Source organism: Desulfitobacterium dichloroeliminans LMG P-21439 (genome assembly GCF_000243135.2).
In the GTDB taxonomy this organism is placed as follows: domain Bacteria; phylum Bacillota; class Desulfitobacteriia; order Desulfitobacteriales; family Desulfitobacteriaceae; genus Desulfitobacterium; species Desulfitobacterium dichloroeliminans.
Window position 1 is genome coordinate 2477809 of record NC_019903.1, and the last position, 14394, is coordinate 2492202.

At 45.2% G+C, this 14394-nt stretch carries 16 protein-coding genes and 1 pseudogene; all 17 read right to left on the minus strand.

The window, feature by feature from the left end; translation table 11 throughout:
* Positions 1-6: 6 nt before the first annotated feature.
* Positions 7-1878, minus strand: a complete 1872-nt coding sequence (accB, locus tag DESDI_RS11735; protein ID WP_015262829.1) for an acetyl-CoA carboxylase biotin carboxyl carrier protein — start codon at positions 1876-1878, stop codon at positions 7-9.
* 212 nt (positions 1879-2090) lie between these two features.
* Positions 2091-2660, minus strand: a complete 570-nt coding sequence (locus tag DESDI_RS11740; RefSeq protein ID WP_015262830.1) for a SpoIIIAH-like family protein — start codon at positions 2658-2660, stop codon at positions 2091-2093.
* On the minus strand, positions 2661-3215 hold the full coding sequence (locus DESDI_RS11745) for a stage III sporulation protein AH (protein ID WP_015262831.1): 555 nt from the start codon (positions 3213-3215) through the stop codon (positions 2661-2663).
* Positions 3216-3256: 41 nt separating this feature from the next.
* Positions 3257-3847: a stage III sporulation protein AF gene (locus DESDI_RS11750; RefSeq protein ID WP_015262832.1), complete on the minus strand. Its 591-nt coding sequence runs from the start codon at positions 3845-3847 to the stop codon at positions 3257-3259.
* A gap of 14 nt (positions 3848-3861) precedes the next feature.
* Complete coding sequence (gene spoIIIAE / locus DESDI_RS11755; RefSeq protein WP_083879897.1) at positions 3862-5103, minus strand: stage III sporulation protein AE; 1242 nt, start codon at positions 5101-5103, stop codon at positions 3862-3864.
* An 18-nt stretch (positions 5104-5121) separates the two neighbouring features.
* Positions 5122-5508 carry a stage III sporulation protein AD gene (spoIIIAD, locus tag DESDI_RS11760; protein WP_015262834.1) on the minus strand — a complete coding sequence of 129 codons (387 nt, stop codon included), beginning with the start codon at positions 5506-5508 and terminating at the stop codon, positions 5122-5124.
* 12 nt (positions 5509-5520) lie between these two features.
* Positions 5521-5718, minus strand: coding sequence for a stage III sporulation protein AC (spoIIIAC, locus tag DESDI_RS11765; protein WP_014794732.1), 198 nt, complete (start codon positions 5716-5718; stop codon positions 5521-5523).
* A 21-nt stretch (positions 5719-5739) separates the two neighbouring features.
* A complete protein-coding gene (locus tag DESDI_RS11770) occupies positions 5740-6249 on the minus strand; it encodes a stage III sporulation protein AB (protein ID WP_015262835.1) in 510 nt (169 codons plus the stop codon).
* A 3-nt stretch (positions 6250-6252) separates the two neighbouring features.
* Positions 6253-7302, minus strand: a complete 1050-nt coding sequence (spoIIIAA, locus tag DESDI_RS11775) for a stage III sporulation protein AA (RefSeq protein WP_015262836.1) — start codon at positions 7300-7302, stop codon at positions 6253-6255.
* Between the two features lie 154 nt (positions 7303-7456).
* Positions 7457-9114: pseudogene (locus DESDI_RS11780) on the minus strand (ribonuclease J).
* A gap of 112 nt (positions 9115-9226) precedes the next feature.
* Positions 9227-9784, minus strand: coding sequence for an elongation factor P (gene efp / locus DESDI_RS11785; RefSeq protein ID WP_015262838.1), 558 nt, complete (start codon positions 9782-9784; stop codon positions 9227-9229).
* 120 nt (positions 9785-9904) lie between these two features.
* Positions 9905-10345, minus strand: a complete 441-nt coding sequence (gene aroQ, locus DESDI_RS11790; protein ID WP_015262839.1) for a type II 3-dehydroquinate dehydratase — start codon at positions 10343-10345, stop codon at positions 9905-9907.
* A gap of 161 nt (positions 10346-10506) precedes the next feature.
* Positions 10507-11070, minus strand: coding sequence for a LysM peptidoglycan-binding domain-containing protein (locus DESDI_RS11795; protein WP_015262840.1), 564 nt, complete (start codon positions 11068-11070; stop codon positions 10507-10509).
* Between the two features lie 23 nt (positions 11071-11093).
* Positions 11094-11582: a hypothetical protein gene (locus DESDI_RS11800; protein ID WP_015262841.1), complete on the minus strand. Its 489-nt coding sequence runs from the start codon at positions 11580-11582 to the stop codon at positions 11094-11096.
* Positions 11583-11598: 16 nt separating this feature from the next.
* Positions 11599-13062, minus strand: a complete 1464-nt coding sequence (locus tag DESDI_RS11805) for a PilN domain-containing protein (RefSeq protein WP_015262842.1) — start codon at positions 13060-13062, stop codon at positions 11599-11601.
* A gap of 27 nt (positions 13063-13089) precedes the next feature.
* The gene (locus tag DESDI_RS11810) at positions 13090-13854 is read right to left on the minus strand and encodes a prepilin peptidase (RefSeq protein WP_015262843.1); all 765 of its coding nucleotides are present in this window, start codon (positions 13852-13854) and stop codon (positions 13090-13092) included.
* A gap of 31 nt (positions 13855-13885) precedes the next feature.
* Positions 13886-14377 (minus strand): type II secretion system protein, encoded by a 492-nt coding sequence (locus DESDI_RS11815; RefSeq protein WP_015262844.1) that lies wholly within the window; start codon positions 14375-14377, stop codon positions 13886-13888.
* Between the last annotated feature and the right edge of the window lie 17 nt (positions 14378-14394).

Genomic DNA, 14394 nt, shown 5'->3' on the forward strand with positions numbered 1-14394 from the left:
ATCTCCTCATGTTTCTACGGCAAACAAAGGTTGCCCAAATTCTACGGGTTGACCATTCTCTACGAGGATTTCGACAATTTTACCACTGATCTCTGCCTCGATCTCATTCATCAGTTTCATGGCTTCGATAATACATACGGTCTCTTCCGCCTTAACGGTCTGTCCTAACTCGACAAAAGATCCGGCATCAGGCGAAGGTGAGCGATAGAAGGTTCCGACCATCGGGGACTTAATATACTGAACATTTTTAGCCGAAGCAGCCATTATCTCTGGAGCCCCTTGAAAGTCTTTCGCAGTTGAGGTTCCGGGTAAGGCTGGCGCAGGTTGAGCGCTCACTTCCGCAACGGTAGCCATGACCGGAAGAGCACCTACTGACACGGGAGCGCTTCCCTTTTTGATAGAAACCTTGACTCCTTCGCTTTCTAGGTTCAGCTCAGTGATATCTGTGTCTCCAATGAGCTTTATGAGCTCTTTTATTTCTTTTAAATCCAATTTGGAATCCTCCTTCGGAGTAAGGATGACCGGATTCTTATCAGAAACCGTTATTCCTTTCTCTCTTTCTACAAAGAACTTTTTTGCCACCTGCGGAAACAAAGCATAACTCAGGACATCTTCTCGAGAACGGGCAAGATCCTTACTTTCCTGCTCTGCTTTTTCAAGACCAGGTGCTAATTTGTCTGCAGGACGGACGGTGATAACTTCACCATCGCCGATAATCTTTTTTTGAATATCAGGATCAATCGGAGCGGGAGGTTTTCCATAGAGCCCGCCCACATAAGCCTTAACTTCTGCAGGTATTAATTTATATCTTGTCCCGCTTAACACATTTAAAACAGCCTGTGTCCCGACAATTTGGCTGGTTGGTGTTACCAAAGGTGGATAACCCAATTCTGCCCTAACACGGGGTATCTCGTCAAGCACTTCATTAATACGATTAAGGGCTTTCTGTTCTTCTAATTGTGAGACAAGATTAGAAATCATCCCTCCAGGTACTTGGTGTTCAAATACACGCATATCCGAGATACGTGTAATCCCCCGTTCAAAACCACGACTCTTGCGCAAATCCTCAAAATAATTAGCAATCCTAAACAGCTGTGGAATGTCCAATTGTGGAGCAAATTCAAATTCCTGTAACGCTCGAACGACAAGCTCCACCGGAGGTTGACTGGCACCGAAAGCTAAGGGAACACTGGCTGTATCAATAACATCAACCCCTGCTTCGGCCGCCTTAACATAGGCAATAGTTCCCATCCCGCCAATATAATGGGTATGGAGTTGGACCATAACCCCTAACTCTTCTTTGATTAAACTCACCAATTTATAAGCTCGTATAGGAGTGAGCAGTCCAGCCATATCTTTGATGCAAATAGAATCCGCTCCCAAGTCCACAAGAGCTCTGGCTGTGTCTAAATAATGCTCTAGGGTATGCACCGGACTGATTGTATACACTACAGAAGCTTGAACATGGGCTCCGGCTTTTTTAGCGGCTTCCATGGGGACAATCATATTGCGCACATCGTTGAGCGCGTCGAATATACGAATGATATCGATTCCATTCTTGACACTGAGCTGAACAAATTCGCGAACCACATCATCCGGATAATGTTGATAACCGACTAATGATTGCCCTCTAAGCAACATTTGCAGAGGGGTATTTTTTACATGCTTCTTAATCGTACGCAATCTCTCCCAGGGGTCTTCCCCAAGAAAGCGTAGGCCTACATCAAAAGTCGCCCCTCCCCAGACCTCGAGTGAATGATATCCCACCTGATCCAACTCAGCGAGAATAGGGACTAGGTCTTCTGTTTTCATCCGGGTTGCCCAAAGACTTTGATGCGCATCGCGCAATGTTGTATCTGTAATTCTAACCGGTTTCATCCAACATAACCCCTCTCTATTCTCTATATACATTATCTCTTCCAGATTATGTTTTATTATATGAAACTGCAACTTCTTTTTCAACGATACGGGGTGAAGTATACAATATCACAGAAAAGTATACAGTATTTTTTAAGAGAAGATGTATGAATATCGAGAGGAGCCTGTGTTCTGTTTACGAAGAATGATTCTGTAGAGAAGAATTTGATATCTTAATAACGATAAGAAATCCGGATGGTTTCCCTTGGCATATCGGTTACCCTCAGAGCCACATCTTGGATTAATTTGATTTCTTCAGAATTCAGTTGGGAAGCAAAAACGATGACTGCTACTTCATTATTCCCTAAATCGGCTACTGCATCCTGAATTCCACTGATTTTGAGGAGATTTTCAATCTGTTCTTCCTTTTCAATTTTATGAGTGAGCTGTAACCATTTTTCTTGGGCCTCTTCTTTTGTCTTTTCGACATTGGAATTGAGGAGTGGGGCTAGCATATCCTTAGCTTCTTGGCGAGAGGCTTCCCGCTGCAGCCGATAATTGACAAAATAATCTCCCCCTTGAGGCATCGCCTTGAGCATTTCTGCCGAAAAACCAATAGATTGCGCTTCTGGTTGAGCATTGACAGGCAAACTCTCTTGACTAGGGAGGCTGGAAGGCTCATTACCTCGCGCTATGCCCCAGAGTATCCCCAAAACCAGACACACGAGGAGACCTCCCCCAATCCATCCCGCCTTTTGTCTTTTAGAAAAATTGCTCCATCGTTTGAACGTAACGATTCTCATTTATACCCCTCCCATCGGTTGGACATTGATTTTGTCTGAAGGAATATCCAATAAGGTTCGAACTGCGTTATGGATATTTTCACGAATTTTGGGATCGCTAGCACCTTGAGCAATAATCAGAACACCTGCTACATTTGGCCGCTCCTCCATAACAATAACGGGTTGAGCAGCTCCATTGGGCATAACCAGTTGATTGTTTTCAATGACCTCCGTGGATTCTCTGGTACCGCCATTTTTATCTGACTCTTTAGTGGTCTTCTTGGTCACGCTGCCATTGGTGGCATAATCTGACCGTAGACTGGAGGCAAGGGTCACAGAAACCTGAACACTCCCGACGCCTGTCATCTGCTGAAGATTTTGCACTAACTTCTTCTCCATTTCTTTTTCAAGAGTCGTGATGCGTGTGACTTCTGGGGTATCAGCAGTCTGCAAGGCCTGATTCATGGGTTGGATCGGCTCACTGCCACCTTTAGCGTAAAAGATCATGAATACTGCGACCACCACTATTACGGCCGGTATTAGGATTTTAGGTTGAATATCTTTAAAGAGATTCATAATGCATTCCTCCTTTGTATTAACCTCGGGTCTAGGAAAAGTTATTCTTCTGTGACATGAATTTGTTCGATGGGAATCTGCATGAAAGCAGCTACTTTAGCTCGAAACTCCTGAGCTACACCAGAGAGCATTGGTTCTCGGTCGCTCTTTGGTTCATTCGTTTCTATAACAACCTCTTCAATGGGTTGGACCCCCCGCTCTTCATGGAATATATGAATAAAGACCTGGCCGATTCGAGGTATGTCAGTCAACCCCCCTGTCCCGGCCGTTAATTCTACATTGACCTGAATGTCCTTAATTTCTTCCATCCCCACTCTTAAGGCTATAATTTGATTGATGATAATGGCTTTGTATTGTTCTTGTACCGCATTCATTCCAATCACCTCACCCTCTTCACCTGAGGCAAGGACCGGCATTTCTTGGGCGGCGTTTTCCGTCCAGGCAGGAATTCCCGTTTCCATCGTCATCCCCAAAAGGGTAGTAATCGGGGTAAGGATAGCGGAGATGACAAAGAGGCCCATCACTAATTTGACGAAACCTTTCATGGATTGAGAAGGAAGTAGCATCTCCAAAAAGCTAGCCAAAAGCAGGATAATCGCTAAGTTGCGGACTACAGTTTGTATACTTTCCAATAACCTCACCTCCCTTAGCGAAGCATGATTGTTAGATTGCCTGAACCAACCACTACAACTATGGCCATAAAGAACATGATTGCTACTGAAGCTACGGATGCGAAGATAAAAATTAGGCTCTTCGACATTTCCTGGAGGGTATCCGCTAATTCCGTCTGTCCAAGGGGCTCAATCAATGCAGATGATATCTTGAACACAAGAATCATGGCCACTAATTTAACCACAGGACCCAAACAAATCAAGGCAAGAGCGATAATCGCTACGATTCCTAGAGCATTCTTGAGCAAGAGCCCGGAAGTAACCACTAATTCCACAGCATCTTTAAAGAATTTACCGACTACAGGAATTAAATCTGCTGAATACTTGGCCGTACGGAGAACAACTCCGTCGGCAACCCCACCGGTGACCCCTTGAACCGTCATCACCCCAATAAATACTGTTAAGAACAATCCCAAGCTCAATTTGCCGGCGAATTCTAACAACCCTGCTAACTTGCTGAGTTTGAATTCACTGGAGATATGATTAAAGAGTTTAAGGACTGCTGCCATAAAGAAAAGGGGCAGAGCTACAGTTTTGATTAAGGTTGCCAGGAAGGCTAAGCTCCCCAAAACTATCGGTTTAAATAAGGCTGCTGTGGTTAAGTTACCCATTGCCGCCAACATGGTCATCATCACCGGTAGAAGGGTCTGCATGAATCCCGTCATATTTTGGATGGCTGTGTATGCCACGTCCATGGCCATTTGAAAGGTGGCAAGGGCTATTCCCATGAGCATCAAAAAGGCAAGGGCTTGTGCCATCTTTCCCACTCCACCGTTGAAGGCGGATTGAAGCTGTTGGAGAACTGCCGTTAATACGGCCAAGATCAAGAGCTTCGCAATGAGCGGCGCACTTACCACGATTTCCTTTCCCAACAAGACCAATAAAGAGTTGCCTATATCCACGGGATTAAGGCTGATCTTTCCTTGGCGTAAATCATCAAACATGTGCGATAAGGAAAAGTTGGGCAATGCTTGTTGAACGTCTCGATCAATTTGTTCCAAGAATCCTCGGACCTCAGTCAAATCCACTTGTTGAGTAAGGTCTGGTAGAGAGCCAGTCTCCTCCTGATCACGGTTCCCATCGACCCCTACTTCAATGGGATTAATCTGAATGGAGTTAATCTCTATACTATCTTGCCCTGCGGCCTCAACCCTCTGAGAAGTTGTCCCACTGCCCATTAAAAAAAAGAGAAGAAAAATAAATATAACCCGCTGAATTCGCTGCATTTTTTCACCTCACGGCAAGAGTCGCATAATAGACTCCAGTATCGCTACGATAATAGGAATCGCCAGAACTAAGACCGCCACTTTGGCGGCAATCTCGATTTTTGTCGCCAGAGCTTTTTCATCCGCATCCCGGCAAATATCGGCACCAAATTCTGCAAGGTAGGCGACCCCGACAATCTTCAGGACAATTATTAAATAATAGGAGCTGATATTAGCCTGATCAGCTAGATTCTGTAGCAAGTCGATGATAATCTTTATTTTGTCTAGAATCAGGGTGAAGATGATGACTCCAGTTAATAGTGTCAGTTGGAGGGCAATTTCTCTTCGCACCTGTTTAAGTACAACCCCAAGAACGGCGGCTACTAAAGCAATTCCTACAATCTGCCATATTTCCACATTCAGACCTCCCTAATAGATCTGAAATACACTGCGTACAAGGTTAAACAGGTCGGCCACGGCCTGAACGACGATATACAGGACAACAACGACGCCAGCTAAAACTGTGAGTTGGGCAATGTCTTTGCGATTAGCCTGCTCAAGGACCATGACAAGAACTCCCACTAGGAGACCGATTCCCGCAATCTTCATGACCATATAAAAATCCATACTATCATCCACTCCATCTGCTCAAATTAAGAAGAGAACTCCAGCAATTCCACCCAAGAATCCGAGATAGGACCACATGTGGGCTTGTTTCTCAGAGCTTTGGGTTGCCTGTTCCTTAACTAGAGAAATCTGCTGCTTCACGAGCTCAATGTGTTTATGCTGCTCTTGGCGATCCGATCGTCCCAGCCCTTTACCGACGTCTTTAATCACCTGCCAATCTCCGGACTTAAGGCAAAAGCGAGGTATCTGATGGTCAATGGTGGCATTCCACGCGGAACTAGCCCCTTCACCCCCTTGCAGTCGCTCAGAAAGTTCTGCAAAAAAATCCGACCATATACCATCCGTTCGTTCCCTTAAAATCGCAAAGGCCTCTGGCAAAGGTGTACTTCCCCAAAATATCTCGGTATCGAGGAGGGCCAGGGCGGTTAGACACTCCCTTAATTCCACCGGTCGCTTGCGAATGAGTGCTGCTCGATAGAGGCCTATGCTTCCGCAGCCCATAATCAATAAGAAGGCTCCAGCCCAAATCACGAATTATCCCTCCCTTACTTTACCTCGATGACAGTCCAGCTCTTGCTTCAAAACGATAACCTCTTCCACTGTTCCGGGGCCATGACGCCGACTGAGGACCACGACCCGTTCAAAGACTCCGGATTCAAACAACACTCTTAAAGTTGGGCGGCTTAACGCCTCTTCGAGATTTAAAGCGTGAGCGGTACTTAGAATTTTCACACCCGTTCGTAAAGCATCCAGCACCGCCTCCACATCTTCCGGATGTCCTAATTCATCGACAGCAATCACTTGGGGAGACATGGAGCGAATCAGCATATTGATTCCCATACGTTTGGGGCAACCATCTAGAATATCGGTGCGATAGCCTAAATTATAGGCAGGGATACCCTGCCACATTCCGGCAAGCTCTCTTCGCTCATCTACTACCCCCACCGTCTGCCCCTGAGTATGGAGAGTAGGACTACCATCGCTAATCTTTTGGATCAAATCTCTTAAAAGGGTGGTTTTTCCTGCCCTTGGGGGTGAAAGAATTAAGGTATGGTACAGTGATCCATCTCTTTTGAGAAGTTTGGGTAGAATATGTTCCGCCTTTCCTTCGACGGCTTTAGCTACTCGAATATTTAATGCAGAAATATGCTTTAAAGTCTGGACTTGACCTTGCTTCAGAATAGCCTCACCCGTAATTCCGACTCGATGACCCCCGGGCAAAGTAATAAATCCCTGTTTCATCTCTTCTTCTGCAGCATAGAGAGAACTTTGAGTCATGCGCTCTAATGCCTGTAAAATATCTTCCCGCTGGATTCGATACCCCTTTTCCGGCGGAACCGCTCTTCCTTGACCATCGATGAAAATTTCTCTATGATTACCAAGAAGTAAAAGAGGCCTTTCCAAGCGCAATCGGATTTCTTCAACATCCTCAAACGCTATCCCCTGAATCTGCAAGAGAATACTAGCCAGATTTTCACCAAACCAGCGACTCAAGTTATCCTGGGTCTGATGCACAGTCCCTTTTCCTCGGTGTTTTGGTTCTGGATTTGAGTTGATGGGATGAAAAGTATAATGCAGCGACACGGTGTTGTCCCCCTTTGTAAAAAGGTATGTCCGAAGGCAAGCTTTTAGACATACGCAGCCAAGTTTTTCGAATAACTTGGCCGACCCAAATAGTGACAACAAAAAAGAGATCGGACTGCCTCTCCCGGCAACCCAATCTCTTTAGCAAGTATTTTTAAAACTGAAGAAGAACTGGCAAAATCATTGGTCTTCTGCGAGTTCTATCCCAGAGGTATTGACTTAGGGATTCATGGATACCCCCTCGGAGCACTCCCCATTCCCATCGTTCTCTGCCAATCTGGGTTTCAATACTGGCTGCCACAACTTTCTTAGCCCCCTCCACTAATTCTTCTGCTTCTTTCATAAAAGTGAAGCCACGGGAGATAATATCAGGCCCCGATACCAAGGTGGTCGGCGAACCTTTGCTGAGTGCTGCCACCACGACGACAACTCCATCTTGAGAGAGCTGCTGTCGATCTCTCAAGACGATCTGCCCCACATCGCCGATGCCCAATCCATCCACAAAAACGCTTCCCGATTCAACACGTTCTGCCAGTTCCATCGTCTGTCCGTCTAGTAGCACTCGAGTTCCAATCTGAGTCAAGGCAATCTTTTTGTCATGATAGCCCATAAGTTTGCCGATCTTACTAAATGCCACCTGATGACGCACTTCACCGTGATGAGGAATTAAGAATTTGGGCCGCGTTAAGCGGATAACTAATTTAATCTCTTCTTGGTTGGCATGACCTGAAACATGAACCAAACCCATATCCTTCGTGATCACATCCGCACCAATTTGGAAAAGGTGATTGATGGTCCTGCCAATGAGTTTTTCATTTCCCGGAACAGGAGTTGCCGAAATCACTACAGTATCTCCTGCCGAAACATTGACCTGACGATGACTTCCGGTGGCCATCCGGGTCAGAGCCGCTAGCGGTTCGCCCTGACTTCCGGTTGTTAAGATGAGTAATCTGGAAGGAGCAATCTCATTTACATCGCTGGTATCAATCAATATCTCTGGATCAGGGAGGTGTAGATAACCTAAATCCCGCGCCGTGGCTACCACTGCCTCCATGCTCCGACCAACCACACATATTTTTCGTTTTAGAATAGCTGCAGCTTCAATGGCTTGTTGAATTCGATGAACGTTAGATGCAAAGGTAGCCATGATAATTTTCCCTTCTGCTCTGGAGAAAGCGTCCATTAGGGTCTTTCCGACGACCTTCTCCGAGATGGTCGAGCCACTGCGCTCCGCATTCGTTGAATCACAGAGCAACGCCAGCACTCCTTCTTGGCCCCAAGCAGCTAACTTCCCCAGATCCATTTCTTGACCATCAATAGGGGTATAGTCTACTTTAAAGTCCCCCGTGTAAATGACCCTGCCGATGGGAGTCAATATACCATAACCCACGGCATCCGGTATACTATGAGTGACTCGAAAGGCTTCAACTTCAAAGTCTCCGGCTTTAATCGGTTCACCGGGATTGATGACTCTGAATTTATCTTCGGGATACCCTCCCCGTTCTCTTAGTTTCGCTTTGACCAATCCTAGGGTCAACTTCGTGCCATAGACAGGAACCTGCAATTTTGGCAGGATAAACGGCAGTCCACCAATATGATCTTCATGTCCATGGGTGATAAATATCCCTAGAATTTTATCTTTGCGTTTCTCTAGATAGGATATGTCCGGTATAACAAGATCAATCCTAACAATTCATCATCAGGGAACTTAACCCCACCATCAATGACGATTATGGAATCACCATACTCAAAGACCAATAGATTCTTGCCAATTTCTCCGGTTCCGCCCAAGGGAATCACACTTAATTTCATAAAACAAAAAACCTCCTCTGGTAGACCTTTTCTAACAAAAGGTTTCCCGAAAGGAGGAGTTATGATTCTAAATACATAGTTCGATATTAAGCAGACTTAAAGGTTCTTTCATTTATGCCCTTTGGACATAGTTACCGGTTCGTGTATCGATTATCAGCTTTTCGCCTTCGTTAACAAAGAAAGGCACTTGAACTACAGCACCTGTCTCTAGGGTAGCAGGCTTAGATCCGCCCGTTGCGGTATCACCGCGAACACCAGGCTCGGTATGAGCCACTTCAAGCACAACCGTATTAGGAAGATCGACACCGATGACAGCACCATTAAAGAAGAGCACACCCAAATTCATGTTCTCTTTCAGATATTTTACCCCATCACCAATTTGAGCATCCGTTAAGGAGGTTTGCTCATAGCTTTCGTTATCCATTACCGCATAAAAATCGCCATCTTTATACAAGTATTGCATTTCCCGGCGCTCCACATGTGCCTTCGGCACCTTTTCGCCCGCATTAAACTTCCGCTCAACAATTCCTCCGGTCTTTACATTCTTTAACTTTGTTCTTACGAAAGCAGCACCCTTACCAGGCTTAACATGTTGAAACTCAACAATTGTATACACATCATTATCCACTTCAATCGTCACGCCAGTCTTAAACTCATTGGATGAAATCATAAAATATCCCCCTAAATATCATTTAATATTTATTAATTAGCTTGTCCCACTCGAAACGAATTTACTTCGATAAGACAAAATTTTACCAATATACAAGCAAGCATTCTAATCATGAACTAGCTATGCCTGCCGTGTCAAGAGCTCAAGTGCATATTGCATAGCTAAACTATAGCTTTTTCCTCCCAAGCCAGAGATCTGTCCTCGGCAGACCGGAGCGATGACCGAGGTCTTCCGAAACTCTTCTCGTGCATGAATATTAGATAAGTGAACCTCAATCGTCGGCACCTGAACGCTGGCAATAGCATCACGAATAGCGTAGCTATAATGTGTCCATGCTCCAGGGTTAATAATTAAGAAATCTTCAGGTCCCATGCTATGGATCCATTGAATGATTTCCCCCTCAAAGTTAGTTTGAGCTACTTGAATCGGAATACCTGCCGTTTCCGCCCGCTTGATTAATGCCTGATTGATGTCTTCTAGAGTTTGCGTCCCATACTTCTCTGGTTCTCGACTGCCTAACAGATTCATATTGGGGCCATGTAGCACCCAAAGCTTTCCCATGACCTTCACTTCCTTAAATCACGCCATTTACCACAAAATCTTACCATAATTTTGTTCATTCGACTAGTAGAATGAACAAAAATTAAAAAAATAGAGCCCGAGGCTCAATTTCCGAGGATTTACTGTTATTTGGGTTACTTGGGTTATTTGGCTTGCTTTCTTCACAAGCCAGATGAGTCCGGACGAGTATCAGAACGCAGTTCGCTGATTTGAGAGAGCTCAGGAGCAGCATTGCCTGGTCGGTTACTCACTTGACTTCCTTGGTTCATTCCACCATCATTTGCGGACATCGACCGAGGTGGGTCGCTCATTAAGCGTGGGGAGTGAATTATATTTACATTACTAAGCATAATCTGAACTTCACAGGGTCCATTTATGCCGTGGGGCTGAACCTTGCGAATTTCGGTTCTCGGTACCAGGAGATGTATTTCATGAGGGATTTTGCTTTCGCCAATCCGTTTTACCCTGAATTTTACTCCTTCGATCTCCATCTCAATATCATCTAAATGATCCCCTGCATACTCCATCCCTTGCTGTGGGGTAATCATGGCATATTGTTCGTTACCTCTGGGATTCGTCATTCTAGGCAGGTAAACCTTCTGACCAATTTGCAGATAGTCCGGATTTAAACCCGGGTTGGCTACCTGCCATTCTGCGCAGGTACCTCCCCACCGTTGTGCAAGCCGGTAAAAGGTATCTCCCTGTTGAATCACATACTCTTCCACGGGCACACCCCCTCTCTCCCATCTTATGGCGAAGAGAAGTTGTCAGGTGCCACAAAATAAATCTTCAGGAGAACTTCTCCTCCACCTTTACCTAAGGCAGCCTCTTCTACCCCAATGGCTTGGTCCCCTATACCTTCAACCCGAATTAATCCCTTCTCTATTCCCTGCCAGGGTCCTTGGAGCTTAAAGCGAATTGATGCGGAATGGAGAAGGGAGGCGTTGTTTCCTTCATTAAGAATATCCTCTAAATTGTAGGAACGGACATTCACGTCCTCTGTCCTGAATATCTCTACGCATTCATCGATAGTCACCAATAAATCATCCAAACGAGGGATATCTTCAGCTAATCTCTCGCCGGAGCTCTGAACTGAAGCTAATGACTCATCTAAAGCCGATTCTTCAAGAAGACTCTGGTATTCAAGCCAGTTAAGCAGGAGTCTCCCACTAACTAAGCAAAGCACAACAAATAAGCCTAGGAGGGCTATTTCAAGTATTTTTGCAGTCGGTTTCATGAATATTTTCCAGGGTCTATTCATGGCGCACGGCCTTTAATGTGAATTGAATAGGCATGTGCTCCACAAGGGGTTTCTCTGCTACATGATAGTTGCTCAACACGACATTTTCCCATCCCCCAGCTTCGAGATCTTGAAATACACTTTGCACTTCCAGCGACTCCTTGGCCACCCCTTGCATCAGTAAGTTATTCCCTTTGAGTTCCATCCGCTCGAGCTGAATTCTCTCTGGATTATAAGATGATAATTCTTGCATAGCTAGACCGACTGTGGTCGGACTGTTTTTAACCATTACCCAAGCTTCTACTTGCTCTCTCTGTTGTTCTTCTGCTAAAGCTACGTTAGCCTTCATTTCACGAAGTCCGTTAACTTCATTATGCATGTTATCTAAGGTGTATCGAGAGGATGCCAGCATACCCAGTCCAATTAAATTGATGAGCAAAAGAAATCCTGCAGTTACCGTTTTCACGCGGTGGGACTTTTTCTTTCTCATTTCCCCTCGCCAAAAATTATTAAGGGGGTTTTTCTCTTGATCAAGAGCTATTCCCAATACGGTTAGAAGTTTTTCCGGCTCGGGGCAAGGTATGGCTTGAAGCAGTTCCTTGTCAAATGCAGCATAGAACGCTTCATCCACCTCTTGTAAAACGGACTCTTGTCCATGGACACGGTGCAGATATTCCACGATTCGTTTGCCCAATTCAGCCGTCTCACTCCCCCGACCCCAGAGGATCCTATGCAAGTCACCTTGCTCGTTGTATGAAGAAAAATGAAGCAACAGCCGATGAATCTCTCTATCCCATTCTTTCTCCCCATAGCTATAAGCAGCTGCAGGTACGCTCCGGATCATCTCTGGAGTCTTCCCCTTATAGTAAATGCCTAAAATCTGACCAGCTTCTTGACGGAGAATAAGGGTATTGTCCTGTGGTTTAAATTTCAGAGCATTTCCCCAGACTAATTGAGAAAAGCTCACCCGCTCAATCTCAATATCTGCTGCTTGAAAACTGGATACAAGAGGAGTAAGGACTGATTTCCTTATGCCCGCTAAAATCACGTTTAAGCGAGGGGGGGAACTTTTCTCTTCACGAATCAAATAATCAACCATCAATTCTTTTTTAGGAATCGGTATCTCTTCTTCAGCTAAGTAATTTAGGAGTCCTTTGCGATCACCTTTTCTAGCCCAAGGGAGAGAATACTCACGGATGAATTGGTTTTGGATGGGTAAACCAATCCGTAGTTTTAGATGACAAGGCAATCTAAACTCGACTTTTCGTTCCTCTACGTACCTCTTGACAATCGATAGGAATTCCCCGGGTTGTTGAACCTTGCCCTGCTCGATGATGCCTAGAGGAAGAGGGACCGTTTCAAACTTTTCAACTGCAATAATAGCGTTCCCTTCTCTACCTTTATAAGAGCACCAAAGCCAACGCAATTCGTCCGCGGTTATCTCCACACATACTTTCCACCGAACCTGTGAGATCATGAGTTGACCCTCCAGAAATGAATACTATTAGCTAACAAGGGTGGTGTATACAGTTATTATTTGCTTCCCCCAAAAGAAGACAATCCAGGCCCCTAAAACCAGATAAGGCCCAAAGGGAATCTGATCACGGAAGGTTCGCATCTGAAAAGATATCATGGCCAGCCCAACTATTGATCCCACAAAACTAGCGATGAAGATAGCAATGAATATCTCCGGCACTCCAAAGAAGGCCCCTAGCCCAGCGATGAGTTTTACATCCCCAAAGCCCATGCCTTGGGGATAGCTCCAGGCAATCAGCCAAAATACCCCCCCAACGCCTAGGGCTGTTCCGAGGCTTTCCCACCCTGAAAGGCCATGAGGCGAAGCAAAACCTACCACAATACCGATTACCAGTAACGGGAGAGTGAACAGATCCGGCAAACGAAAAGTATCCCAATCGATTGCGGCTAGGACTAGAAGGGTGGAAAGAAAATAGAAGTTAATTACTAACTGGAGTATAGATCCTGTGTTGTCTTGCCAGGTGGCGAAAAAGTACAGTACACCGTTAAGAAGCTCCAATAGAGGATAACGCCAGGAAATCTTTGTCTGGCATAGCGAACATCGCCCTTTTAGAAACAGAAAGCTTAGGATGGGTATTAATTCCCAAGGTCGGAGATGATGTCCACAGGAAGTACAGTGAGACCCAGGGAAGACTACAGATTCTCCTCGAGGCAGACGGTAAATAACTACATTCAAAAAACTACCGATTATAATCCCTAATAGTCCAAAAAATAAAGAGGCTTCAATTCCCACGCGCTTCGTCCTTTCCATGTGTAAAACTAAGTTAATTTGCCGAGCTCCACAACACCTTGTTTAGCCCTGAGTCGTAGACTCGTACTTCCGCTGCAGAACCATCCGTTGTTAGATATAACATGATAAGATTGCTCTCCGCATCATCAGGTATCGATCCGTCTGCTGATAATGAGGCAACTCCAAAACCTTTTTTACCTGCCGCAGCGTCTTGTTGGGTATTATCTTGGGTGAGTTTGCTAATATACTTAGGAATAAGTGGGGCGGCTGTAATATTTCCACTCGTATCGCGGATGATTTCCATTGTTTTTGGGTAAATTCCATTTTCTACTTGATAGCGGTCTAAAGCAGACTTCACTTGGTGACCTGTCGAAATATCGGCATTCCTTCGCGCTATCTCTGAGCTCGCACTCAATCTGGGAATAACAATAGCAGACAGCATAGCTAGAATAAAGACCACTAATAAGACTTCTACTAAGGTAAACCCCTGTTGTGCTTCTTTACCTTTCCTTTGCTCAAACTGCATATTTCGTTCACTCCTTC